Source organism: Aquibacillus sediminis, from assembly GCF_005870085.1.
Lineage (GTDB): Bacteria > Bacillota > Bacilli > Bacillales > Amphibacillaceae > Aquibacillus_E > Aquibacillus_E sediminis.
This window is the reverse complement of sequence record NZ_SZNM01000003.1, coordinates 86,884-111,506: the sequence shown is the minus strand read 5'-3', so window position 1 is coordinate 111,506 and position 24,623 is coordinate 86,884. Positions and strand designations below refer to the sequence as shown.

Annotated in this window: 23 protein-coding genes; 17 read left to right on the top strand and 6 right to left on the bottom strand. The window is 38.4% G+C overall.

Features of this window, described 5'->3' with window-relative positions; all coding sequences use genetic code 11:
* The first annotated feature begins 20 nt into the window (after nucleotides 1-20).
* The 4 genes from FCI53_RS04125 (at nucleotide 21) to FCI53_RS04110 (ending at nucleotide 4,008) form a co-directional block, all read left to right on the top strand.
* Nucleotides 21-1,943: a hypothetical protein gene (locus FCI53_RS04125; protein WP_138416117.1), complete on the top strand. Its 1,923-nt coding sequence runs from the start codon at nucleotides 21-23 to the stop codon at nucleotides 1,941-1,943.
* Nucleotides 1,940-3,040, top strand: coding sequence for a glycosyltransferase family 4 protein (locus FCI53_RS04120; RefSeq protein ID WP_138416115.1), 1,101 nt, complete (start codon nucleotides 1,940-1,942; stop codon nucleotides 3,038-3,040). The genes FCI53_RS04125 and FCI53_RS04120 overlap by 4 nt, the downstream gene beginning before the upstream one ends.
* Entirely contained in the window at nucleotides 3,037-3,810 is a 774-nt protein-coding gene (locus FCI53_RS04115) for a HipA family kinase (protein ID WP_138416113.1), read from the top strand. The genes FCI53_RS04120 and FCI53_RS04115 overlap by 4 nt, the downstream gene beginning before the upstream one ends.
* 75 nt (nucleotides 3,811-3,885) lie before the next feature.
* Nucleotides 3,886-4,008, top strand: a complete 123-nt coding sequence (locus FCI53_RS04110; protein ID WP_138416111.1) for an HNH endonuclease — start codon at nucleotides 3,886-3,888, stop codon at nucleotides 4,006-4,008.
* 123 nt (nucleotides 4,009-4,131) lie between these two features.
* On the opposite strand, the gene FCI53_RS04105 is transcribed toward FCI53_RS04110, so the two are convergent.
* The 3 genes from FCI53_RS04105 to FCI53_RS04095 form a co-directional block, all read right to left on the bottom strand.
* Nucleotides 4,132-5,028, bottom strand: coding sequence for an HD-GYP domain-containing protein (locus FCI53_RS04105; protein WP_138416109.1), 897 nt, complete (start codon nucleotides 5,026-5,028; stop codon nucleotides 4,132-4,134).
* Nucleotides 5,029-5,222: 194 nt separating this feature from the next.
* Nucleotides 5,223-6,188: a bile acid:sodium symporter family protein gene (locus tag FCI53_RS04100; RefSeq protein WP_138416107.1), complete on the bottom strand. Its 966-nt coding sequence runs from the start codon at nucleotides 6,186-6,188 to the stop codon at nucleotides 5,223-5,225.
* Nucleotides 6,189-6,924: 736 nt separating this feature from the next.
* Complete coding sequence (locus FCI53_RS04095; RefSeq protein WP_171038054.1) at nucleotides 6,925-7,995, bottom strand: YecA family protein; 1,071 nt, start codon at nucleotides 7,993-7,995, stop codon at nucleotides 6,925-6,927.
* Nucleotides 7,996-8,254: 259 nt separating this feature from the next.
* Between FCI53_RS04095 and FCI53_RS04090 the strand changes: the two genes are divergently transcribed.
* The 4 genes from FCI53_RS04090 to FCI53_RS04075 all read left to right on the top strand — a co-directional run bounded on the left by FCI53_RS04090 (nucleotide 8,255) and on the right by FCI53_RS04075 (nucleotide 13,111).
* Nucleotides 8,255-9,295, top strand: a complete 1,041-nt coding sequence (locus tag FCI53_RS04090; protein WP_138416103.1) for a L,D-transpeptidase — start codon at nucleotides 8,255-8,257, stop codon at nucleotides 9,293-9,295.
* A 21-nt stretch (nucleotides 9,296-9,316) separates the two neighbouring features.
* A complete protein-coding gene (locus FCI53_RS04085; RefSeq protein ID WP_138416101.1) occupies nucleotides 9,317-10,330 on the top strand; it encodes an HD domain-containing phosphohydrolase in 1,014 nt (337 codons plus the stop codon).
* A 331-nt stretch (nucleotides 10,331-10,661) separates the two neighbouring features.
* Nucleotides 10,662-11,576, top strand: a complete 915-nt coding sequence (locus tag FCI53_RS04080; protein ID WP_138416100.1) for a DUF7916 family protein — start codon at nucleotides 10,662-10,664, stop codon at nucleotides 11,574-11,576.
* Nucleotides 11,577-12,100: 524 nt separating this feature from the next.
* The gene (locus FCI53_RS04075; RefSeq protein ID WP_138416098.1) at nucleotides 12,101-13,111 is read left to right on the top strand and encodes a DUF3231 family protein; all 1,011 of its coding nucleotides are present in this window, start codon (nucleotides 12,101-12,103) and stop codon (nucleotides 13,109-13,111) included.
* A gap of 10 nt (nucleotides 13,112-13,121) precedes the next feature.
* Here the strand turns inward: FCI53_RS04075 and FCI53_RS04070 are convergent, their stop codons facing one another.
* Complete coding sequence (locus FCI53_RS04070) at nucleotides 13,122-13,811, bottom strand: LrgB family protein (protein WP_138416096.1); 690 nt, start codon at nucleotides 13,809-13,811, stop codon at nucleotides 13,122-13,124.
* Nucleotides 13,804-14,172, bottom strand: coding sequence for a CidA/LrgA family protein (locus FCI53_RS04065; protein WP_246050004.1), 369 nt, complete (start codon nucleotides 14,170-14,172; stop codon nucleotides 13,804-13,806). Before FCI53_RS04065 ends, FCI53_RS04070 begins: the two co-directional genes overlap by 8 nt.
* Nucleotides 14,173-14,440: 268 nt before the next feature.
* On the opposite strand from FCI53_RS04065, the gene FCI53_RS04060 reads away from it, so the two are divergent.
* Nucleotides 14,441-15,964, top strand: a complete 1,524-nt coding sequence (locus FCI53_RS04060) for a glycine betaine uptake BCCT transporter (protein ID WP_138416094.1) — start codon at nucleotides 14,441-14,443, stop codon at nucleotides 15,962-15,964.
* A gap of 65 nt (nucleotides 15,965-16,029) precedes the next feature.
* Here FCI53_RS04060 and FCI53_RS04055 read toward each other — a convergent pair whose 3' ends face one another.
* Nucleotides 16,030-16,524: a L,D-transpeptidase family protein gene (locus FCI53_RS04055; RefSeq protein WP_138416534.1), complete on the bottom strand. Its 495-nt coding sequence runs from the start codon at nucleotides 16,522-16,524 to the stop codon at nucleotides 16,030-16,032.
* 220 nt (nucleotides 16,525-16,744) lie between these two features.
* On the opposite strand from FCI53_RS04055, the gene FCI53_RS04050 reads away from it, so the two are divergent.
* The 8 genes from FCI53_RS04050 (at nucleotide 16,745) to FCI53_RS04015 (ending at nucleotide 24,559) form a co-directional block, all read left to right on the top strand.
* Complete coding sequence (locus FCI53_RS04050) at nucleotides 16,745-17,395, top strand: SDR family oxidoreductase (protein WP_138416092.1); 651 nt, start codon at nucleotides 16,745-16,747, stop codon at nucleotides 17,393-17,395.
* A 246-nt stretch (nucleotides 17,396-17,641) separates the two neighbouring features.
* Nucleotides 17,642-17,983: a GNAT family N-acetyltransferase gene (locus FCI53_RS04045; protein ID WP_342774170.1), complete on the top strand. Its 342-nt coding sequence runs from the start codon at nucleotides 17,642-17,644 to the stop codon at nucleotides 17,981-17,983.
* Between the two features lie 264 nt (nucleotides 17,984-18,247).
* On the top strand, nucleotides 18,248-18,388 hold the full coding sequence (sda, locus tag FCI53_RS22010; RefSeq protein WP_138416088.1) for a sporulation histidine kinase inhibitor Sda: 141 nt from the start codon (nucleotides 18,248-18,250) through the stop codon (nucleotides 18,386-18,388).
* Between the two features lie 324 nt (nucleotides 18,389-18,712).
* Entirely contained in the window at nucleotides 18,713-19,426 is a 714-nt protein-coding gene (locus tag FCI53_RS04035) for a hypothetical protein (protein ID WP_138416086.1), read from the top strand.
* A 557-nt stretch (nucleotides 19,427-19,983) separates the two neighbouring features.
* Nucleotides 19,984-21,507, top strand: a complete 1,524-nt coding sequence (locus FCI53_RS04030) for a DUF6583 family protein (RefSeq protein WP_138416084.1) — start codon at nucleotides 19,984-19,986, stop codon at nucleotides 21,505-21,507.
* A gap of 31 nt (nucleotides 21,508-21,538) precedes the next feature.
* Nucleotides 21,539-22,759: an ABC transporter permease gene (locus tag FCI53_RS04025; protein WP_138416082.1), complete on the top strand. Its 1,221-nt coding sequence runs from the start codon at nucleotides 21,539-21,541 to the stop codon at nucleotides 22,757-22,759.
* Nucleotides 22,756-23,895, top strand: a complete 1,140-nt coding sequence (locus tag FCI53_RS04020) for an ABC transporter permease (protein ID WP_138416080.1) — start codon at nucleotides 22,756-22,758, stop codon at nucleotides 23,893-23,895. The genes FCI53_RS04025 and FCI53_RS04020 overlap by 4 nt, the downstream gene beginning before the upstream one ends.
* Entirely contained in the window at nucleotides 23,888-24,559 is a 672-nt protein-coding gene (locus tag FCI53_RS04015; RefSeq protein ID WP_138416078.1) for an ABC transporter ATP-binding protein, read from the top strand. The genes FCI53_RS04020 and FCI53_RS04015 overlap by 8 nt, the downstream gene beginning before the upstream one ends.
* Nucleotides 24,560-24,623: the final 64 nt, after the last annotated feature.

The following is a 24,623-nucleotide window of genomic DNA, read 5'->3' as shown; positions in this document are numbered from 1 at the left end:
AAGAAAGGAAGGTGCGTAACATGGATCAACATGAAGATGAGTATGTACGAGTGCCTGGTACCGATCATTGTAAAAAGGTAAGTAAATTAGCAAAAAAAATTAAGGTGCAAGGCTTTGATGATGAGGATGTATCAGTTGAGAATAATTCAGGATTAGAAATGATCGGAAAAGGCCGGCAAGGTGCTGTTTTTAAACTAAATGATGATGTTTGTATGAAAATATATGGGGAGATTGATGATTGTAATCGAGAATACCACGCGATGATGTTAGGAAAGAAAACAGATTTACTACCAGACGTCTATTGTAAAGGAACGAATTTTATTACGATGGAAATGGTGTATGGCGTTGATTTACGCGAATATTTACAATCACAGCCTTTAACAAAAGAACTATCATTCAAATTAATTGAACTGTTACAGACATTTAAAAAAATTGGTTATGAACGAATTGATCATCATAAACGTCAAATCTTTCTACAAGACGATGGTTCGTTAAAAGTGATTGATGTGGGCAGAACGATTTGGCGCAACCGCACGTACCCATATCCTCGTAAACTATTAAAAAGTTTAGGACCAACGACAAGTGAAGTATTTCTCTCCCATGTAAAAGAAGTGGCGCCAGAACTGCATGATGAATGGCGTAACTATATGGAAATGGATGAGAAAGCACGCGAATTAACAAAAAAGGTGATGGAAGAGATTGAGGTTAAACCAAAGAAAATTAAAACGAAGAAAATGTTAACAAGCGATAAAGAAAACACTTATAACTACCATTTAGAACAATTAGTCAGAAAAGTAGTCAAAGAGGAACGTGAACTCGTTGAACAAAAAGTACAACAATTAGCGTATATGATGGAGTCTGTAAAAAAGATGGAAGCAATTGAAGAGATGGAAGAAGAAGATTTACCAACCCCACCATATGAGCGAATCCTACCATATCAAGAAGAGGATTTTAAACAATTAGTAGATGATATGGAACAGGAACTAGGACTGCTTGAGTCAGAAAACAATGAAGAGCAGAAAGATGTAGCCAAAGCAGAAAGTCAATCGGAAGATCAAGAAGGTGATAATGAAATACAAATGGACGATCACCCAATAAATAGAGGTGACGAAGAAACGCAAGCAGATAATCAATCAAAAGACAATGGTAACGACAAAACCCAAGAGGATAATCAATCAGCGGATAAAGGAAATGACACTGAACAAATAGAGTTCCATCCAATTAATCAAGGTAATGATCAAACAGAAATGGACGCGACAGTAGGTGACAATAATTCAGCACATCAAGAAAAAGAAAAAAACGAGTTAACAGAAGAATTCGAAGTAACAGAAGAATCAGCAGAGGCACCATCGCAAGAAAATATTAAAGAGTCGGAAAAACAGTTAACAGCTGAGGATGAGCAACTAGCGGAATCAACTAACCACCAATCAGTAGATTCAGAGAACCGAGATGAAAACAAAAAAAACATTCCAAATATGTCTGATGATCTAGCGGAACCAAATGATACAAACGAGCTGACAACGAGCGAAGAAACTGGAGAACAAGAGATGGAAAATTCAAATAACTCTCGACCGTCTGATGAGCAAGAAGAGCAGGATTCTACCCCATCCCAACAACAAGAGAACGAGCAAGAATTAATGAAAGATCCCTTTTATGCCCTTAGGGAAAAGAAAAAACAACGAAAAAAGGAAAAACAATTAGACCAAGAAAGTATGGAAGAAGGAAAGAAAAAAGGGGAAAAAAAGAAAGATAAGAAAAAAAACAAAAAGAAGCAAAAGGAGGCAAGTCCTGACGACCAACAACCAACAAAATCAAAAAAAGGTGAAAAATCAACATTAGATCAAGCATTTGAACAGAAACGACAGGAAAAAGGCCCATCAAATAAAAAACGCCCTGATACCAATCGTAAGAGAAGCAGACGAGTAAGGAGGAAGCGCTCATGAAAGTATTGGTGATTTGGCGCTTGTTGACAGTAGGAGGTGTAAATGCAGGTTGGCGAAATAGGGCAAAATATTTGAAGCAACAAGGCATATCAGTGGAATTTTTATATTATAAAGATCTCGGTGGTATGCATGTGATGGAAGATGTAGCACCTGTCTATTTAACGAAAAAAGAAGATGAAATAGTGGAGATCATCCAACAAAATAGTTATGACCTTATTATTGTTGTGGATACACCTAAGGCATATAAGTGGTTAAACAAAGCAAATTATCAAGGTCCTGTTCTTGTCGAAGCCCGAACGCCGGAAATCGTCAAACTACAGAAAAATTTAGTGGATTTTGAGACTGTCTCACCAGCAAAAGTGATTGTCCCCTCTGAACACCAAAAACGTGTTCTCTCCTTATTAGTAGATCAATCAAGACCAATTGAAGTCATTTATAATGGGATTGATACCGACTTCTTTAAACCATTAAATAGAAACGAAATCGATCAGCAGCAAGACCCTGTCCGTTCCCCTGATAAGAAGGTTGTCACTTATATTGGACGGTTAGATAAACGAAAGAATTGGCGATTGCTGTTACGTATTGCCGAGGAAATAAATAGAACTCGACAAGATATCGAGTTTTGGGTAGTGGGTGGTGCCAAAAGTAAGGAAAGAGACTTATTTGCTGAAACACTCAAGAAGCAACAGCTTGATGATATTGTAAAATGGTATCCAGTTGTCCCTTACCAACAAATGCCGCACATGTATGCCAAGATTAGAGAATCACAGGGGTGCACGATTGCTACCACACGAGCGGAATCTTTTGGCAATACGTTCATTGAATCAATGGCATGTGGGGTTCCAGTAGTCGCTCCAAGTGTTTCTTCCATTCCAGAAATTGTTCGACATGGAAAAATGGGCTATCTTTTTAAAGAAGAAGATGTCAATGATGCTGTTTCTCAAATTGAGAACATCGTCGATCAAAATAATGAGGACTATGATCGGATGTCCGTAAAGGCACGAAAACAAGTAGAAAAACACTTTTCGATTGAGCAAGTGGCAGATCAATATGCAGCATTACTGAAGCAAGTGGTCGAAAGGGATGGTACACCATGAAGGCTGTAAAGTATAAAAAGTTGTATCAAAGTAAAACGGAGAATGCTCATCAAATCAAGTTTGATGATGAAAAAAAATATGTAGTAAAAATGCACAAACGCGGAGCAGAGCGCACATTGGTGAATGAATGGATTGGCTATCATTTAGCACGTTATATGCGCTTACCTGTCCCTGAAGTAAAGTTAGTAGAAATACCTCAGGATTTTACTCAACAAGTACCGGAATTTGGTAATGACATTATTTCTACGAAAAAGCAACTTGCAACGCCATTTATTGAAAATAGTGGAAATGCCCACAAAGTAAATGCCGAAAAGATTGTCAATAAAGACACATTAGCAGGTATTATTGTATTAGATTATTGGTTAGCAAATGTCGATCGAACTCGTAAGAATGTTTTCTTTGAAGAGGTGGAGGCAGGAAAGTACAAACTGTGGGCGATTGATTTTGGAGATAGCTTTGGTTCATTCAATTGGACAGAAGACGATTTAGACCATTTACCCGAAACAGTCATGCCAAGCGCTACCCACCGTTTGCTCGCAACGTTTATTAAAAATGAACAAGAATTTACACGGCAGTTGGACATTATAAATGCAATTCCTGCTTTGTTGTTGGAAGAAATTATGGGATTGATTCCGGATGATTGGGGGCTTACCAATCAAGAAGGCAATAAATTAATCAAAACGCTTCTAGATCGTAGAGAAAAAGTGTTACCACAAGTCATTGATCAATTTGTGGAACAGGTTTACCAACCAATTCATGGGAGAAACTAAAGTGGAGGAGCCACGTTATCAGGCTCTTCCACTATTGCTTGTTATAATCCCTATGATAGCTAGGAGGTAGTGTAGTTGGATACATGTCAGCTCTGTGGCCGAAATGGTGTGGAGGCAACGGTTCATCACCTGGTGCCTAGAGAAATGGGAGGTACGTTTGGTGAAACTGAGAACCTTTGTATTCCTTGTCATACGTAAGCGCAAAGGAAGGTATCTATTCTGAGGGACAGGTTACTGCTTTTGTTTTTCTGTGGCCTCAGTCACACACTTCATCCAACTCGGCTCGTGCGTTTGAATAGAATGACAGTATCCGGCAGAAAGTTAGGGATGGTCCTGATACATTTCAATGAAGTGCTCTGCTATATCAGGATCAAACTGTGTACCTTTATTTTTACTGATTTCATTTAATGTATAGTTTAAATCGAGCTCATTCCGGTAAGTGCGTCTTGATGTCATCGCATCAAATGTGTCGGCGACAGCAACAATTCGTGCATATAGTGGGATCTCCTTTCCTTTTAGACCATTCGGATACCCTTTTCCGTCATATCTTTCGTGATGATACAAAATGATACTTAATACACCAGTATGTCGAAAATGTGAAATATGTTTTAATGTCTCATGACCGATTTTAGGGTGTTGTTGAATGACAGCAAATTCTTCTTTCGTTAGTCTTCCAGGCTTTGTTAAGATATGCTCGGGAATACCAATTTTTCCAATATCATGTAGTAAACCACCAGTATATATAAAATCACATTGATCTTTTGGCAAATTCATCTTCTTCGCAAGTTCAAGCGAATATTTCGCCACATTTTCAGAATGGTTATAGGTATATTTATCCCTGGAATCTAAAGCATTTGTTAAAGCTTTAATTAAAGCTAATTGATCCCTTCTTGTTTTTTGATAGTTATGCATCAAACCAACGGAAATAAAGGTGATAATATGATACGTGAATAAATGAATGAAGAAAGTTGTGATATTTGTAACGGCCTCGGGCATGAAATAATATCTTGCAAAAACAATCAAGGTTGAGCAAACGCAAAGGAACCAGACAGATGCATTATAAAAACCCATCCCTAAAAAAATGGACGCTAGAATAAAGAATGTATAGATATCATTAGGAAGGAACAAATGTAAAGAAATTGTGACAATAATAGTGATACCTAATGCATAACGAAAATAAACCGGTTGTGTCAACCAATTTTTTAATGTATTTAACAATGGATAGTCTCTCCCTTTTCCAAAAGAAACAGTTTAAGGGGCTTTATTATGTTTATCAACTAACGAAGAATTATACTTGTTTTCATGATTATCCCGCATGTAATTGGAAGTAAGAACGGTTGAAGAGCTGTTAGCATATAAAGCGTATATAAAGAAAACGAGTACAGATGTAAGTATCTGTACTCGTTTTGTGTCTATGCTGATTTTTTATCGGCAATAGCCTGTTGTTCTTGCTTTTCTTGATGTTTGCGATAAATCGTTGCAATAATTGGTCCGGAAATGTTGTGCCACACGCTAAAGATCGCGCTTGGTACTGCAGCTAGTGGGCTAAAGTGTGCACTTGCTAGTGTTGCACCAAGTCCAGAGTTTTGCATACCAACTTCGATCGAAACGGCTTTTTGCTGTTCTGGTTGCATATTCAATAATTTTCCTAAACCTAAACCAACAAGGTAACCAAGAACATTGTGTAACACAACGATGGCGAAAATTAGTGCACCAGTTTCTGCGATTTGAGCTTGACTTGTGCTGACAACAGCAGCAACAATCGCAACAATCCCGATAACAGATACCAAAGGAATCGCTTTTGCACCAGCTTCTGCTTTTTCTTTAAGCAATCCTTTCACGAGTAGTCCTAGTACAATTGGTACTAACACAATTTGCACAATCGATACGAACAATGAGCTTGCTGATACTGGTAACCATTGACTAGCAAACAATAATACAAGTGCTGGTGTGATAATTGGTGCTAGAACCGTTGAAACAGCGGTGATCGCAACAGATAATGCTGTATCCCCTTTTGATAGAAATGTCATGACGTTAGAGGATGTTCCACCAGGACAACATCCTACTAAAATCACCCCAACCGCTACTTCTGGTGGTACTGGTAGTAGTGTTGCAAGTGCAAATGCAAGTAGTGGCATGATTGTAAATTGTCCAAGTACGCCAATACCTACTTCTTTCGGACGTCTCAAAGCCTCTTTAAAGTCTTGAGTTGAGAGTGTTAACCCCATCCCAAACATAATAATTCCTAATAAAGGAGTAATGTACGCTGCAAGCCATGTGAAGCCAGACGGTATAAGATAAGATAAGACCGCAAATAAAATGACCCAAATCGCGAATGTACTCCCAAAAAAGTTACTAATTCTTTCTAACGTTTTCATACATTTAACTCCTTTCAATTTATATATATTTACTGATTATACTCTTAATTCAGAAAATTTCAAATAGAAACATTACATTTTTGTTAAATTTTTTTACAAAACCTTAGTAGACTTGTCAAGTTAGAGAAGCTGCCTAAAGTTAGAAGCATTGAAGAGAAATGTGTGGATAATGGAGGACAATTCTGTTAAAGGTACACGTAAAGTTTTTACTATAGGCTGTTTCTAAAAGATTGTTGTTATGTCGAAGTAAACATAAACTCCGACATAAGTTTTATATGAGTATCTTATTTCCTGATTTGAATTGAGTGCTGTACAACCGCTTCGGTAGAATACTCCGCTTTCCATGGGCACGGCCTCAGGCCAACAGGATGGTGGTCACGCAGGCGTTGCTCGCGTGTCTGTGGCGATCTTAGCCTACGTTCCTTATTCATGGGATCTTCGGCTCGCGCTGTTCCCATAGGACAAGGAATGCTTCGATAGCGATACATCGCACGAAGAAAATTGGTCTTTATTTTCAAGGAGACTCATCAGCCGCCCGTGGAAAGCGTAGTGTATTTCCGGAGCTCTATACTAGCACTCATTTTATAAAAGCGAGCGAGAAAACCATTAGTTACGTCGGAGTTTCTATCAACTACGACACAAAATGCAATAAACTTTACCAATGTGCCTTACTATAAAAATAAAAGAGGCTGGAACAAAAGCGTTTAACACTTGCTTTTGTTCCAGCCCTATCATTTTACAGTTGTTCTTCTAATTCAGTGATTAGTTTTCGATAATTACTAGAAACCGTTCCTGCAGAAGTACCGTACTCTTTAGCGACACTGCTTTGGGTGGAATTATGTTCTTCTACATAAGAAGTATGGATTAAGTAATCCAGTGCTGCGGCATATGTTGCTGGGTTTTTAAGCTTAGGATTTTTTTTGTTGCAGTAATACTCCCATAATACTATACCGTGTTTGATTAATTGATCCTTGATTCCTTTGTTTAACATTTGTTCTGAAAATTGTTGAGCTACTTGCTCATAGATTGGTTCGGCCCAATCAATGGATGTGGACTGGCGCTCAGTTGTGGGTGCTGGTACCTGATCTTCTGCTTGGTCTTGTTTTAGTTGTATAGTAGTGTCTTTCACTTCTGTTGCTGAAGACGTTGGGGAAGAATTTGAAAGTAACTGACATAACAACGCTGGATAGTTTTTCATGAATCTATCTTCTTGGTCATAATGTAAGTAAAAGCTTTCAACGATCACTTCTTCCTTCTTGTCAATAACTACCGGTGCGTGTAGGAACTTGTGATACTCCACAAACGGTACTAGAATTCCTGATAGGAATGTTCCTGCTTGATAGATAGCTTTTTGGTGGAAAGATACCTGAAAGACTTCTTCGGTATGAATATCTTTGATTGATGCCTTGTTTTGTTCAGCGTCAGTGGTCGTGACTTGATAAACAGAAGGTGTTCGTTCACCCCAACTTGTGAAAATATCCTCTGTTCTTGTGAATTGGAAATTTCCTTCACGTTTTAAGTAGAAGAGCTCAAATACTGTTTCCTCGTATTCATTTACGGGCGCTTGCAAGATTTCCCATGCTAATAGATTGGTATATTCTACTTCTGGGAATAATTGATTTGCTTTTTCTTTGATTGTATCGCCATATACATTATTGGCAAATGCAATAAGATCCTTATGTAGTTGGGTGAGTTCCTCATTATAAATTGTTGGATTGAACTGAACAACATTGTGCAACGCACAGCATTTTTTATACTTTTTTCCGCTTCCACACGGGCAAGGTTGATTTCTTTTAGGCTTGCTCAATTTTATTCACACTCCATGTAGTTTTCTCAACATTTCATTATGAACGAAAAGTGCAAATCTAGCAAATGGTATCTATTAAAAGGTGAAATATACATCTTCGTACATTTAGTTCCTGCTTTGCAAACAGCTTTTTCCCAAATGCTTTTATAACTGTAGAAATTTCGCAAAATATACCCTTTCATTTATAACATAAATTTAATTCTATTTTATCCACCTTTCCATATACATAAATTATGGGCTAAGAAAGGGGTATGCCAATGTGAAAAAGGGGACAACTTGGAGAAAGTCGGATTTGGTGTTATTAGCTACTATTTCTTTTCTGATTGGCTTTCTCATTGCATTTGGTTTAATGATTTTCTATCTATTCTTCTCAACGGATTCAGCTAGTAATCAGGACCGGATGATGCAAATGAAATCAATAGGAAAAAATGGGCAACCCGAGCATCACGCATCAAGGCATATAAATCCATCCCTTTCAGTAGAAAATAGGTTGCCAAAAGAATCTGATGAACAGATAGCTGAAAGGGAACAGCTGTGGGAAGCGAGTACAGTGATTCGCAATGCACTTTACCAATATGTGATACATCACGGTCAGATGCCAAAACAACTAACCAAACTAACAGAGGCACAGCCTAATAATTTCTTGACAGCGATCCCAAGCAATCCTATAAATCATTCAAATCAAGTGGCCACAGATTATGTTTCTCAATCAGCAGGGTGGATTTACCATCCCCAACCAGTTGCGTCGGAGCAACCGAGCAAAATTAAACAGTTGGTAGAAAAAGCACTCATCCCTCGTGTGAGTGAGGAAATGGCGATAGATTTTGAGCCGTTACGTTTAGTTATTTCAAAAGCAGCCCATCAATTATTACTTGTATCAGGGGATGTGGTGCTTGACCGCTATCCTGTAGCACTAGGCGAAAATGATACCACCCCTATAGGAGAATTTTCGATCGAAAAGAAGTTGGTCATGCCAAATCGAGATTACTATAGTGCTACTAACAATCCATACGGAACACGGGCACTTGCATTATCAGATCCAACCTTTGCCATCCATGGAACCAATCAGCCAGAAAAAATTGGAACAGATGTGTCCAATGGATGTATTCGAATGACGAATCAAGCGATTGAAGCTTTGTATGCAAAGGTATCTTTACACACACCGGTTGAGATCGTTCAAGAACAACCGTCACTCTCAACTTCAGTTAAATCGCATACTGAAGCTACGGCAATGTTGTATGATCATACCGCATATTCGAAAGAGGAGGATCGGTCAACATTTTATTCATGGGCTCGATAGACGACAAAAGGGAGGAGTTTGATGACGGACAGCGAGACACTGCAAGCTTATCAAATCGATCCAATTATTCGAAAACAACGGGAAAAGATCGATACGTATTTAAAACAACATTATGGTAAAACAGCTTATAACCATACAAATTGGTCCGATGTACAGAAATCATCTACTATGATTCAGTATCGTAAACGATTAATGGAGCGTTTATTTGAGGAAGTAGTTCCAAAGTTAGTGAGTGAAACGCGATACGGCTTTTCATTAAATAAGATGGAGTATCTAGTTAGAGTGAAAGAGAACTTTAAACAAGAAGCAGCCAATGCCTATTGGATTTTTAAAAAATTGGTTGAATTACGGAATTGGGATTATCGTAGTTTTTTACATGTAGTGGATGTTTATTTATTCACTCACTTATATATAAGACATAACGAAACAGCTGTAAAAAATCCACAAGCGATAGCCACAGCTGCTCTGTTAATTAATTTAGGTCGATTACATATTCCGAAACATGTCTTACAAAAACATGATCTTACAAAAGAAGAAAGAGACATCCTGAACCATCATGCCCTATGGAGTATCGAATTAGCAAAAGGGAATGTCACGAACGATGTAGCGAACCTCTTATATCTTCATTACCAGCAATTACACCGGATCCCTCAGACAGATCAAGCTGAGGAGCAAAGATTAGCAGCGAAAATGATAACCTTTATCGACCAATTTAGTGAAATGACTTTGGTAGGGAGCAACCATCAACAATACAAGGCACACCAAGCACTAGAAGTTTTAGTAACACAAAAAGCGTACGATAAGGAAACATACGAGATTGGAAATAGGTTCATGCAATTGCTACACATCTATCCAGAAAATTGTCTCGTTACGTTAACAAACGGTGTGCAAGCAACCGTTCAAAAAGTCTATCCCCAAATTCCTTACCTTCCATGCATCAAAGAACTTGCTAACGAAAACACATACATGCTCCCCACAGACCTCTCCACCAAGATCAAAACTGGGACATGGGGACAGGGGACTTGTCCCAGTTAGGACATAGGTCACTATCTATTGGAGGGAAGTTAGGCACATATGGGGTTAACCATGGCCAAATAGCGATAATCAAAACGGTCCTGAGGCAAATGTTTAAACTAGTTTGTTGACTTTGTCACTATGATCATGTGCTTAGTATTTGGTGGCGGGCTACGGTTGAAACATTCGTTGCTATACATGTTTGAAGTAGATCATTAGACGTCATCGATCGTTTATAATGTACTGGATGAGGTTCCCCTTTGTTCAATCGACAAAATATTGGAAAAAGGGTTTTGTTACCGCTTCCGCAAAGGGTATAATAAAAGAAAGTCTTCATTTGGAGGGGAAATCAATGCAACGTACATTGAATTGTTTTGCTTCCGATCTTAAAGGGTTAAATGGAAGAGAGCTATTGGAAGCGATTCAAGCGAGTGAAGGAAGAACAATTGTTACTGAAGTGGTAAGTACGGCACCATCCCTCTATCCGCCTGTTACAAATCCAGAGCTCGTTTCAGGATTTGGAGCCGATTTGTTGTTACTAAATGTACTTGACGTCTTTCAGCCTGAAGTTGCTGGAATTACCGAACAGGGGGAACAGGTAATTGCACGTTTAAAAGAGCTGACAGGACGTCCTGTTGGGATTAATTTGGAACCAGTTGATGAAGGCGCGACTGCTGCAGAAACGTTACTGGAATTGCCAACAGGTAGGGTGGCGACAGAGGATTCGTTACACAAAGCAAAACAGCTAGGACTTGATTTTATCTGTTTAACAGGAAATCCAAAAACTGGTGTAACCAACGAAGAAATTACCAAAGCAGTAAGTCGAGCAAATGCGATTCTTGGTGATGACGCATTTATAATTGCAGGTAAAATGCATGGCGCTGGTGTTAAAGGGGAAGTGGGAAAAGATATTTTAAACCCGAAAACAATCCAAGCATTTGTGGAAGCGGGGGCAGATGTTATTCTACTACCGTCACCTGGAACGGTTCCAGGTATTACGGTACAACGTGCGAATCAATGGGTGGCACTTGCCCATGAATATGGCGCACTTGCAATGACAACAATTGGCACAAGCCAAGAGGGAGCGGACTCGGATACTATTAAGCAATTAGCGTTACAAAATAAAATGGTTGGTGCTGACATCCACCACATTGGCGATGCAGGCTATACAGGAGTTGCCATACCAGAAAACATCATGGACTACTCGATCGCCATCAGAGGAAAACGCCACACCTACATTCGCATGACCGCATCGATTAAACGATGACAATCGGTGACTAGGCACCATAACTAAAAGTAGTAATCATGACCTGTATAGGTGGTGGTTACTTCTTTTTGGTTAAAGAGGGTGTTGTTGAACAAAAGCTGTATGTTGAGCAGTGGAATGTAAGAAAAAGGCCAAAATATACAATATTTAGTGGAAAACGTTTAAACGTAAGCTTCTAACGTAGGGGCTGACCTGTTAACTAGCTAATGACTGCCCATAATAGCAAATCTTCAATAAAAAGCAGCCCTTTTGCAAAATAAAATTAGGTATACCACGATGTCGAAGAACTTGACTTCATTGAATTTTTTATGATCGATTACTTTTTTTCTAGACTGCGTTCATATGGCTCCCTTTTACGCGATCTCACATTTTTAAAAGTAAATACGCATAAAGAAAAGGAATGTGTCGTGCGGTCGGCGTATCCAATATAAAGTACTAACTACAGAAAAAACAAGAATGAAGGAATAAAAGCACTATTTTTTGCCAAACTAATCGAGATGAACATGGACGAGGAGTGTACATAAATGATGCAGAAAAATAATCAATCTAGACGGACACTACCCGAAATCGCTGATATTTGGACGCAATATATTAACGATACGATGTCGAAACATGTCCTTACATATTTTCTGAAAAAATGTAAGGATCGTAAAGTAAAAGCCATTCTTAAACAGTCGATTAAAATGTCAGAAAAACATATTGATACATTAAAATCTATGTTTAAACAAGAAAAATATCCGATTCCAAAAGGATTTACAGAGGCTGACGTCCATTATGAGGCACCGAAGTTATTTTCCGATCACTTAGTACTTGCCTATCTTCAAGTGATGACACTTCATGGCATGTCAAGCTATTCATTATGTGTTACAACCTCGATTCGATCGGATCAACGGAGATATTTTCAACAGTGCTTAATCGAAACGTCTGACCTTTATGACACAATCGTGCGTACAATGTTAGATAAGGGGATTTATAGTGAACCACCAAGATCGACGCCCCCAAGTGGAATAGATTTCATTGAAAATCAAAACTATTTGACAGGATGGTTTGGAAGAAAACGCTCTTTAAATGCGATTGAAATTAGTGGCCTGCATTATAACTATATCAAAACGATGATGAAAGTTGTGCTGGAAATAGCTTTTAGTCAAGTTGCCCAATCCAACGAAGTACGCGATTACCTTTTACGAGGAATTAAAGTGTGTGAAGGTCAGATGGAAGAAATAAATACACTTTTGAACAAGGATCATATTTCTTCTCCTAAGGATTGGCAATCAGAGATCACGAATTCTACTGTTCCGCCTTTTTCTGATAAATTGATGTTATTTCACGTCGTCAGTTTGATTGCAGCTGCAATTGGTTATTATGGTGCAGCGATTTCAGCTGCAACTAGAAGAGATATTGCCCTGAAATACAGTAAATTTATTGCTGAGATAGGACTATATGCTGAAGACGGGACAAACCTGTTAATCAGAAATGGCTGGATGGAACAACCACCAATGGTCGAAAACCGAAAAGCATTGGCAAAGAAAAAGTGACTAGGCACTATCATAATAGGACTTGCACCAAAAATGGGGTGAAGGTTGCTACGATGATGGCGCTGATGGTCATGGCGACACTACTAACAGCACCTTCTAATTCGCCGTCTCTCATGATCCGGGCAGTACCAATTGCATGGGAGGCAGTCCCCATTCCAACACCGGTTGCGATTTTATTTGTTAGTTTTGACTTAGAAAAAATAACCTTTCCTAAAGTGGCACCTGTAATTCCTGCAATAATTACGAATATGGCAGCCAATGATGGGACACCACCAATCGTGGTTGTAACCTCCATGGAAACTGGTGTCGTTACGGATTTTGATGCAATGGAGTAAAGTATTTCTTCGGTAAAACTTAACCAGTTTGTAAGTGCGATCCCACTACTAACCCCAATGATTGACCCCATAAATACCCCCATCATAATTGGCAACATATATGCTCTTAACAACTGCCATTGTTTGTATAACGGGTAAGCCAACGCGACAACAGCAGGCCCTAATAAATGATCTAACCATTTGCCACCAATCATGTAGGTTTCATAAGGAATTTGTAACAGTAATAACAGACTAACAATGGTTAGAACAGAAGTTAAAATTGGTAACAAAATCGAGATTGGATATTTTTTATAAATCATACTTGCAAGCCCAAATATAGTAATGGTTGCCACAATCGACGCAAGTCCAATTAGTAGATCAGTCATTGTTAGTCTCCTTTCGATGCATGATATATTGAACAATGTGACCAGAACTGATCATGACTAGAACAGTACTGATGACGATAATAGCTATCAATACCATACCTTTCCCAGCAAAAAATCCGAGGTAATTGATAATGCCGGCGGTAACCGGGATAAATAGCAGTGGCATGTAGGAAATTAATAGACGGGCACCAGCTTCCACCCAGCTAGGCTTGATTATGTTGAAGTGGAGAAATAGAAAACAAAAAATCATCCCAATCACACTACCTGGAATAAATAAGTTTAGGATCTGTTGTAGTTTTACACCAGTCCAGTAAAAAATGTATATAACAACTATGTTCAATAAAATATGTACAATTTTCATCGTTGTCCCTCAGTTTCTATCAAAAGATATGGTTTCTATCCCAAGTAAAAAGTGATAATTTCTTTAAAAGTTGAAAAAAATATAATTATAGGCAGAAAAAGTAGACGAATTATGTTAAACTTTTAAGTTGTACCATTCTGTCGCAATTTGTTAGTTTATGTCTAATTGTAAATCCGTTCATGGAAAGGTAGTTAGAGGATTACTTAGAAAATCCCTATGATTAAGATGATGATAGAATAACAGATATTTGAACAGAAAGGAATTTTAGATGACAAAAATATCAAGTGTTTTTTGGATATCAGCCGCAGTAGCATTAGCAGCGGTTATTTTTGGTGTTTCTGCACCAGATAGTTTTGAACAAGTGACAGGGAACATTCAATCATTTCTATCCACTAGTTTTGGATGGTACTATTTAATTTTAGTTTCCGTTATCGTTATTTTTTGTGTGTTTCTTATTTTCAGTCCTGTCGGAGCAATCACCTTAGGAAAAGCTGGTGAAAAACCAGAGTATTCAACCCCTTCATGGTTTGGGATGTTGTTTAGTGCTGGTATGGGAATTGGCTTAGTATTTTGGGGAGCGGCAGAGCCATTGTCCCATTACATGGTCCCGCCAACGGCTGATTCTGGTACAGATGAAGCTGTCAAAGAAGCGATGCGGCATTCCTTTTTCCATTGGGGAATTCACGCATGGGCGATCTATGCATTAGTGGCGATGACGTTAGCTTATTTTCAATTCCGTCATGGGAAATCAGGTCTGATTTCAGCTACATTAACGCCAGTGTTAGGGAAGAAGGCAGATGGACCAATCGGAACGATTATTGATGTGTTAGCTGTATTTGCAACAATTGTTGGAGTTGCAACAACATTAGGCTTGGGAGCAGCACAGATTAATGGAGGGCTGACTTATTTGTTCGGAATTCCTAACAATTTTACCGTTCAAGTGGTGATTGTTTCTGTTGTGACAGTGTTATTTATGATTTCGGCATGGTCTGGTTTAAGTAAAGGGATTAAAATTCTAAGTAATACGAATATGGTGTTAGCTGTTGCATTACTTGCAATAGTATTTATTGCAGGACCAACGATTCTTATTTTAAATATGTTTACAGATTCACTTGGTGGCTACATTCAGAATGTAATTAGAATGAGTTTCCGAATTGCGCCACTATCAGATGGACATCGTGAATGGATTAATGATTGGACTATTTTCTATTGGGCATGGTGGATCTCATGGTCGCCATTCGTCGGCATTTTTATTGCTCGTGTATCACGAGGAAGAACGATTCGCGAATTTTTAATTGGGGTATTATTATTACCGGCGTTGGTAAGTTTCTTTTGGTTTGCAGTATTTGGTACGTCTGCAATTGAAGTGCAAAACCTAGTCAACGTTGATATTGCGCAATTGGCATCCGAAGAAGTCCTATTTGCTGTATTTAACGAATTACCAATGTCTACTTTTACAACAATTATTGCACTTACATTAATCGGTACATTCTTTATTACTTCAGCAGACTCAGCGACATTTGTGCTTGGGATGCAAACAACATACGGTTCGTTAACACCACCACATCGAGTGAAATTAACATGGGGAGTAATCCAATCTGCTATTGCATTGATCTTGTTATATAGTGGCGGGTTAGAAGCATTACAAAATGCGCTGATTGTCGCGGCATTCCCTTTTTCATTCATTATTATATTGATGATGATATCACTTCATCGTTCATTAACAAAAGAGAAAAATGAACTTGGGCTTTATCTCAAGCCGAAAAAGAAGAATAAAAATAAAGTTGCTTAAAGTAACGCTAAAAAAGGTGGCAAGCACCACGGTTATGGGTGCTTGTCATTTTTTTAACTTCATGGTTATGGTCGAATCTCTACTCTAGTACCGATAGGAATAATGCTTGCTAATGCTTCCACGTCTTGATTATACATACGAATACATCCTCTTGATACCGCCTTACCAATTGAACTCGGATCATTTGTCCCGTGAATTCCTAAATGTTGCTTGGATAAACTCATCCACATCGTACCAAAAGGTCCACCAGGATTTGGTGCCTTATTAATAATGACAAAATCACCAATCGGCGTTTGGTGCAGCATTCTTCCTACTGCAATGGGGTATTGTTGCTGTAAACTACCATTGCTGTATAACTGTAGGGAACGATTAGAAATTGATACCACAATACGATAAGGAATCGTATCTGGATCTGGTAAACCAGGAATGACAATCGGTTGACCGGGGTAAATAAGATTTGGATTGATCCCAGGGTTCGCTGCAGTAATTTCAGCTAATGACTTCCGATAATCTAAAGCAATCTGTGCAAGTGTTTCCCCAGATTTTACCACATGGTTCAGTATGACCACCTCCAACCACTAAAACTATTATAAGATATGTGAACTAGGTCGAAGGGGTTCATGGGACATGGGGACAGGTTTGCTGTCCCAGTTTTATGTGGGACGCGGGACCTGTCCCCATGTCCCACCTATTTTCAGATTATTTGATTCTTGCGGGTGCAGACCGTAAGATGGAATAGTAAGGAAAATAATCCTATTTTGAAAGGGAAGGATGGTACATATGAACATTTTAGTTGTTGGTGCCAATGGCCAAATTGGTAAACATTTAGTGAAATATATTCAAGAAAGTGGCGAACATCAAGCAAAAGCGATGATTCGTAAGCAGGAGCAGGAACAGTATTTTAAGGATTTAGGAGCTGAAACCGCACTTGTTGACCTGGAAGGAAGTATTGATGACATTGCAAAGGCTGTTGAAGGTGTCGATGCGATTGTATTCACTGCTGGTTCCGGCCCACACACTGGTCCTGATAAAACAATTCTAATTGATCTAGATGGTGCTGTGAAGACGATCGAAGCAGCGAAACAAGTTGGTGTCAAACGCTTTGTCATGGTAAGCTCGTTTGATACAAGTCGCGAAGCAGTGCTAGAAGCTCCAGATTCCTTTTCACCATATGTAGCAGCAAAACTTTATGCAGATGAATGGTTATTGAATACCGATTTAGATTATACAATTGTTCATCCAGGTAGATTGACCAATGACAGTGGAACAGGAAAGGTGCAGGTGGCTGAAAAAGTGGAACGAGGATCGATTCCACGTGAAGATGTAGCCAAAGTTCTCCTAGCCACAGTTGATAACGATTCCTTAATTGGGAAAAGATTTCAACTGGTGGAAGGTGATACAGCTGTAGAAGACGCTTTGAAATCACTTTAAAAATAGCACGTGAAAAAATAGAGATGGTTACGTACCATCTCTATTTTTTGGGACAAAGGGACAGGTCTCTTGTCCCAGCTGGTCTATTGATTGGTTTAATAAGCACCTTTGGAGGATTTCAGAATGAACGTTCGAACAATTGATCTTGAGAAGGATAGGGAATTACTGGTTAAGTTTAGGTATGATACATTTTCAATTGCTGCAAGTGACGGGGAAAAGTTTGATTCATTTTCATATCTATAACGACTGGAAGACCGAATACGTCACTTTCCTGATGGACAGCTAATTGTTGAGGATGGCCATACCCCAATTGGACAAATAGGGTTTGATATTGTGGAGTGTAAAAGAAAGAGAATAGGTTATGTTAATCTATTCTACATCGTACCGGAATATAGAAATACAGGGTTAGGAAAACAATTGATTCAGTATGTGGAAAAATTTTTTATTAACTCTAATGTTTTTGAATATCACCTCAATGTTGCCACCAAGAATGAACGAGCACTTGAGGTTTACAAGAAAAATGGTATGGTGAAAATCAAGGAAGAAAATAATAAATTTAGAATGAAAAAAATACTTTCACATGAATGAAATGGATAGGATAGGTGCGGTCATTTGTACATAATGATGTAGTTGATAGAAAATAAATATTGTCTGTTAAAAAGTTTCCGTTGTTCCGGAAGTACCCTAGTTACCACTAACAAATTATGGAAAAACATCAATATATAATTATCTCACTCTAAATAAGAAAAAACTGTGTAAATCAATTTACAAATCTATTACTTATGTTGTGTTACTTTAGTTTTTATAAGAAAATAGCAGTCACTATGCGATAACTATAAAAGGACTGATTAGATGAGTAGTTTACGCTACCTTAGTGATGAACTGTTAATAGTAGCATATCATAAGTCTATTGAATTAAATTTAGAAACTGATTTTATTATGATGCTCGTGCGAGAGTTAAAATATAGGGAAATAGATGATGTTATATCTTAGTTTTTAACGAAGCTAACCACTTAAGGAATTCTATTTCCTTATCGTTTAGTTCTCGATCCAATGACTCTTGGAACACGCTTTTGAGTTCTAGGTAAAAAGTTTTTTTGTTCGAATCCACATTCATTCCACCTTTGTATAAATCCCAGTTACTTTATATGGATTATATAAGGAAAAACTATTTATTTCAACCAGTTATTTGAAAATTATGTAAAATCTTGTGGGACACGGGGACAGGTTTCTTGTCCCACTCATTCGTTTGATAGTAGTGGGACATGGTCCCTGTCCCTTTGTCCCGCATCAGAAAAGTATATGGGGGATTTTTTTGTGAAGAGTGTATTATTTTTAACTATGTTGTTCTTTTTTAGTTTGATGATTGTTGCCTGTGGCACAAATGAACAAGAGGACACTACAAAAGGATCTACACAATCATTAGGACAAGAAGAGACAGAAGATAGTGAACAACCTTTAAATGAGGAAGAAAAACAGGATCGGGTTGAAGTTGAACAGGATGATAAAACACAATACGACAGTGAAATAGAAGAAATAAGGGCCGAGGGTAGACAGGAATTAGGTGTAGAAAATATATTTATTCCAGAAATGGAAAAATTAAAAATTGGCAATGCATTTGTTTCATACAATACTCAAACAGGAGAATCATTGCAACTTGATGTGCAATATTACACATACAGGGAAGAAAGGCAGGATCATTTTGAGAATGAAATTGTTGTTGAAGAATATAAAGAAGATAATGGAATGAAGTTCCTAACGCCACCTTATGCAGAACATGACGACTTGCAATTTTGGTTTATCTTTAAAAAGGCAGAGGTGCCAACCATGATTAATAATGAAGAGGATGGCATAGAAGAAGCATGGATTGAGCTTGCTGGAGAAGAAGTTTTGTTTGCATTTAATGGTACCGAGTATAGATATTATATTGAGGATGATGAGGGATACTATATGTTTGGTTATCATCCTAATCGTTATTCTGACAAAGAAGCCGAACAGTTAACAAGTGAATTTATTAAAAAATTGGACTAACCGGGACGCGGGGACATGTCCCGCATAAATATGGATCAAGAGCATTAAATTGTATGAGTAGTACATTTAATGCTTTTTTTATTTTTAATTAGAGAAGGAGGGGACTTAAGTAAGGGACCATTTATCACGATGCAACCGTCCGAAAGCTCCAACTTCAAAACATGATAGGAAATGGAGATATTTAAGTTGGAGTAATCGAATGCTAACACCCCAATTGGTTCAAGGTATGCGGATCTCTCCTTGTGAACTAACACTCAATGGAAAAGAGCAAAAACCCCCCTAAGTTGAGGATTCCATTTAATTTCTAATTATCAACATTATAGTAGCAAACCTTACTGAATCGGAATATACATATAAATTGTTGAATGATTCCTAAATTGCTGTACGATGAACGACGTTTTGAACAGGTCGAAGCTTAAAGGAGATGTTTGGGTTCAAAAAAAGTAAACGATATTCCAAAAACTGTAATGTGGCGGATTCTATAGTAATTTGTCGAACATTGTTTTATAGTGGAAAAGAGATATGTTGTGCTTTGTAAAATGGAGAGGAGAATGAAGTTGAATAAAAAGGGTATTTGGATTGGACTTATTGTAGCTGCAATCGTGGTTGTTGCAGGAGTATCCGCAGCAGCAATTTTAAACAAGAATCCAAAACAGCAATATTTTAGTGCAGAGAAAGCGTCATGGGATTTTATGACAGAAGTAGTAGAAGATCGTTATGGTGATGAGTTGGAATGGATGGACCAAATGAAGGAAACACCGAACGAATCAACAATCGAACTTTCAGCATCTTACAATGATCCATCTGGATTCGATACAATGGGGATTCAGCCATTGATTAATAATTCCTCTATTACGATAGAGAATAGTGTGGATCCTGAAAATAAAGAAATGACTGCCGCATTGAGTGCCGGTGTTGCTGGTATTTCTCTTGAGGACATCAAGCTATATGTAACGGCTGATAAGGCGATGGCCTCGTTGCCGTTCCTTGATAAGTATGTACAAGTAAAAGAAAGTGATCTAAGTGGGTTGTTACACACATTCGATCCAATTGCGTTTACAGGGGAAGAAGAAATTAATTTTGATGCATTGTTTAATCAAGAACCCATTCCTGAAGAAGACCTAGAGTATATTCAGGATACTTATTTAAAACTGATTTATGATGAATTGCCTGAGGAAGCTTTTACTTCTGAAGAGGAATCAGTAGATGTGAACGAAGAATCAATGCAAGCAACAAAAGTTACGCTTGCGCTCTCAGAAGAGCAGATTAAAAGTATCATAGAAAAAGTTTTAACAGAAGCAGAAGATGATGAGAGGTTGAAAGAAATCATAACACAGCAATCCTCTTCACCTATTCCTTATACGACAGAGGAAATCGAACAGCTAACAGAGGAATATGACACAGCAATTGCTGAGGCTAAAACGGGATTAGAAGATGTAACTATTCCTGATGGCTTGATATCTACCATTTGGATTGACAATGACTTGATCGTGAAACGTGATGTTGCGATCAAAATTGGACCATCTGAAGCGGAATTAGCTGAGCTTTCGTTGGTAGGAACACAATCGTTACAGAACAACACGCAAACATTTGATTATGCACTAGAGGATAAAAATCCATCAAATGAATCCACCGTCAACGTAACTGGGGACCTTTCTTGGCAGGATGGTTCTGCCGATGATTCTATTAAACTTTCATCAGAAGACACGGAACTTACTTATAGCGCTACAGAACAACTAGTGGATGGTACAAGAGAATTTGATCGTACATTTGCGTTTAGCGATCCTGCTTCTCCATCTCCATTTGAACTGAACTGGAATGGAAAATCGACTTATGATCAAGACCAAATGAACGCAGACCACCATGTTTCATTTATTGGCGAAGGACTTAGTGAAGATATTTTTCAACTAAACGTTACAACCGATGCAGCATTAGTGAAAAGCATTGATGCTGGGATGGATGATAAAGAAGTCGTCGATCTAGGTGCGATGAGTGAAGCAGAACTTGAGACGTATATGACGCAAGAATTTTCCCCACAGTTACAGCAATGGTTGATGATGTTTATGGGGGCAGGCTTTTAAGGGCTTTTAATGAACGGAAGTGGTGAATAGTATGAACGTAAGGCGACTACTATTTTTTATGAAAAACTATCAGAAACAGTTACAAAAGAAGTGGAAGTCTCTTCCTCTTCTTTTGCTGTTTCCTATGGTTATTATTGGTTTATGTTTTTTTATTCTGGTATCTCTCTTTCTTCCAACCGAAGAACAAGTGATACAAGTAGGGTTAGTTGATCTAGACCAATCTGAAGAAACAGCGACAATGGTTAGTTTGATCGATGATGCCTCCTTGCTAGATTCTTATATACATATAAATACATACTCGGAACAAGAAGCTAGTCAAGCATTAACAAATGGAGAAGTTAGTGCTTTCATTACTTTTCCAAAAAATTTCACAAGCGACTTGTATAACGGCAACTCTGTAGAAGTCCCTATTGTTGGTGATCCAGACAAGCCGATTGAAAGCTACATTATAAAAGAACTGATCGATAGTATGACGAGATATATTGCTTCTGCCCAAGCAAATATTTTAACGATCAATGACTATGCAAAACGGCTACCAATAAATGATCGAGAACGAGAAGAGATGGTAATGCAACAGTTTAATGAGTTTTTGTTGTTTACTTTATCGAAAGACCAAGCAATTCAAACAGAGGAAATAACTAACGTGACAACTGCGTCTCCTTTAAAATATTATAGTTTATCTGGTTGGTTTGTTTTATCCACGATATGGGTGTTCGGGATCTATATATTGTTAGGAAAAACAGACGGGCATACCATGTGGAATCGAATCAGGCTGTATGGGGTAACAATGTTTGAAACTGTTTTTTCGCGTTTACTTATTGCGTTTTTCTATGGATTTATACTTGCCATGATTGGCTTTTATCTATATATAAAAATCCACACGATCGAATTTTATCTGATCGATTATGGGCGGGTTAGTCTATTAATTGGTCTGTATCAGCTTATCTTTTTAACAGGGATAGCGATGATTGATCTAGTGTTGAAATCAAAAAAAGTTACGTTATTGCTTCAAGTTGTCTTAACTGGAATCGTGTTATTTATGAGCGGAGCGATCTTGCCGTCCTTGTATTTTCCTGAAAAAGTAAAAGAAATTCTCCCTTATATTTTTTCAACTGAAGCCTTCCATTGGTTGATAGAGGTAGCAATCGAAGTGCGGCTCCATGCTGAATACACCGTATTATTGGTGGATGCAGTGGTGGGGGTATTGCTTTTGTTTGGGCTGTCGATGTGGAAGGAGCGTGGTCAAACATGAAGTCGATCTTATTAACACGGCTATTGCACTGGCGCCAGCAAGCATGGAGTCTTCTGTTTTGGCTAGTATTGCCAATGCTTGCAACTTGTATATTTATTACAACAGCAGACAACTGGCAACAAGATACGAAGATACCAATTGGACTTGTTGTGGAGGACGATTCACAGATGGCGATACAGTTAGTAGAAGCAATCAACGAACATGCCCTTTTTGCTGTTTCTAATTTGGAAACTGAACAAGCATTAATTCAGTTGGAACAACATCAACTAGATAGCGTATTTGTGATTGAAGAAGGCTATCAAGAACATATAAAAAGCAATCGTCGCAACCAACTGATTACCGCCTATGTGTCGGACATGTCTTTGGCATACACACCTGTCAAAGAAGCGGTGGCTTCACATATCCAACGAGATGCAGGAAGTTCGAAAGCGGCACATACGATTATGCAATTGCCCGGGCAATACGGAGTGGAGCGTGATTGGTCATGGGATGAGATTGTCACAACAAGCGATCAAATTCGCGAACGGGAGTCTTTGTTACATTCTAGTTTTTCTTTTTACAATCAACAAACCAAACAGGAAAAAGAATCTGCACCACCGTCCGTTTGGAATGTTTGGGGAATTTGGGCTTCAATCGCAGTTTTAACGACGTTCTTTCTCTTTGATTGGGTGGTGAAAGAGCAACGTCCCAGTATGAAACAAAGGCTATCTTTGTTAAAAATTTCATTCAAATCTTACTTGGTTCGGAATGGACTGATTTATTTGGCTGTACTGTTCGTCGCCGACTTGGTTAATAGTGGTCTTCTCTTGTTCTACTTTCAGCAATCGATTCAGTTTGATCATCTTTTCGCTATGATCAGTTTTCGGATTACGATTAGTATGCTCGCATTTTTATTCGCGCTCCGTTTTCGTACACCGTTTTTTTATTATGTTGCCGCGTTAAGCTTAACGATATTGTTGGGTTTAATAGGTGGCGCACTTGTACCGATTGATGGGTTAACAATAATGTTGCCATGGATCAGTTATTTGAGCCCGATTACAGCTTTTCTCAACGGGCAAGTGTTAAGTAGTTTGTTCGTAGTGTTGCTAAGCATTTTCTGTGTTTGGTATTGGAGAAAGGAGAGAACCTATGCTTAAAGTGGAATCCTTAACAAAACAGTACGGTTCTAAGCAAGTACTAGCAGATGTTTCATTTCAAGTGAATCCAGGGGATATCGTTGGCTTGGTAGGTGAAAATGGTGCAGGAAAATCGACGCTATTGACTATTTTAGCAACATTGATCCAACCTGAACAAGGCATGATTACCTATCATGATCTTGCATATAAAACAGATCAACGTAAACTTCGCCAAAAAATCGGTTACGTTCCCCAAAATATCGCGATATGGGAAGAGTTCTCTGTCGAAGAGAATATGGTTTTCTTTGAACAATTATCGTGGGGGAAAAAGTCACGAGAGCAACTTAGACAGTTGTGCTTAGATATGAAGTTGGATCAATGGAAGGAAAAAGCTCAATCCTTATCAGGAGGGATGAAGCGGAAGTTGAATCTGGCGATCAGTCTGATTCATGAGCCAGAGTTGCTGCTTTTAGATGAACCAACCGTTGGCATTGATTTGAAATCAAGAAAAGAAATAGGCACCTACTTACAACAGTTAGCGAAACAACAAGGAAAAACGATTATATATACCTCACATGATATGGAGGAAATCATCTCGTTATGTGATTATGTATATTGTATTGGAAACGACCCTTTCTACAAAGAACTGCTTAAAGAAAAGGGACAACACATCCATGTTCTATAGCTGGGACATGGGGACAGGTTTCGCGTCCCATTTCGACTGGGACAAGGCCCCTGTCCCCGTGTCC

What these genes read in the sequence shown, in the direction of transcription:
- FCI53_RS04125 (WP_138416117.1), top strand. Translation starts at nt 21, where the DNA reads ATGGATCAACATGAAGATGAGTATGTACGAGTGCCTGGTACCGATCAT.
- FCI53_RS04120 (WP_138416115.1), top strand. Translation starts at nt 1,940, where the DNA reads ATGAAAGTATTGGTGATTTGGCGCTTGTTGACAGTAGGAGGTGTAAAT.
- FCI53_RS04115 (WP_138416113.1), top strand. Translation starts at nt 3,037, where the DNA reads ATGAAGGCTGTAAAGTATAAAAAGTTGTATCAAAGTAAAACGGAGAAT.
- FCI53_RS04100 (WP_138416107.1), bottom strand. Translation starts at nt 6,188, where the DNA reads ATGAAAACGTTAGAAAGAATTAGTAACTTTTTTGGGAGTACATTCGCG.
- FCI53_RS04085 (WP_138416101.1), top strand. Translation starts at nt 9,317, where the DNA reads ATGACGGACAGCGAGACACTGCAAGCTTATCAAATCGATCCAATTATT.
- FCI53_RS04080 (WP_138416100.1), top strand. Translation starts at nt 10,662, where the DNA reads ATGCAACGTACATTGAATTGTTTTGCTTCCGATCTTAAAGGGTTAAAT.
- FCI53_RS04075 (WP_138416098.1), top strand. Translation starts at nt 12,101, where the DNA reads ATGATGCAGAAAAATAATCAATCTAGACGGACACTACCCGAAATCGCT.
- FCI53_RS04070 (WP_138416096.1), bottom strand. Translation starts at nt 13,811, where the DNA reads ATGACTGATCTACTAATTGGACTTGCGTCGATTGTGGCAACCATTACT.
- FCI53_RS04065 (WP_246050004.1), bottom strand. Translation starts at nt 14,172, where the DNA reads ATGAAAATTGTACATATTTTATTGAACATAGTTGTTATATACATTTTT.
- FCI53_RS04060 (WP_138416094.1), top strand. Translation starts at nt 14,441, where the DNA reads ATGACAAAAATATCAAGTGTTTTTTGGATATCAGCCGCAGTAGCATTA.
- FCI53_RS04050 (WP_138416092.1), top strand. Translation starts at nt 16,745, where the DNA reads ATGAACATTTTAGTTGTTGGTGCCAATGGCCAAATTGGTAAACATTTA.
- sda (WP_138416088.1), top strand. Translation starts at nt 18,248, where the DNA reads ATGAGTAGTTTACGCTACCTTAGTGATGAACTGTTAATAGTAGCATAT.
- FCI53_RS04025 (WP_138416082.1), top strand. Translation starts at nt 21,539, where the DNA reads ATGAACGTAAGGCGACTACTATTTTTTATGAAAAACTATCAGAAACAG.
- FCI53_RS04020 (WP_138416080.1), top strand. Translation starts at nt 22,756, where the DNA reads ATGAAGTCGATCTTATTAACACGGCTATTGCACTGGCGCCAGCAAGCA.
- FCI53_RS04015 (WP_138416078.1), top strand. Translation starts at nt 23,888, where the DNA reads ATGCTTAAAGTGGAATCCTTAACAAAACAGTACGGTTCTAAGCAAGTA.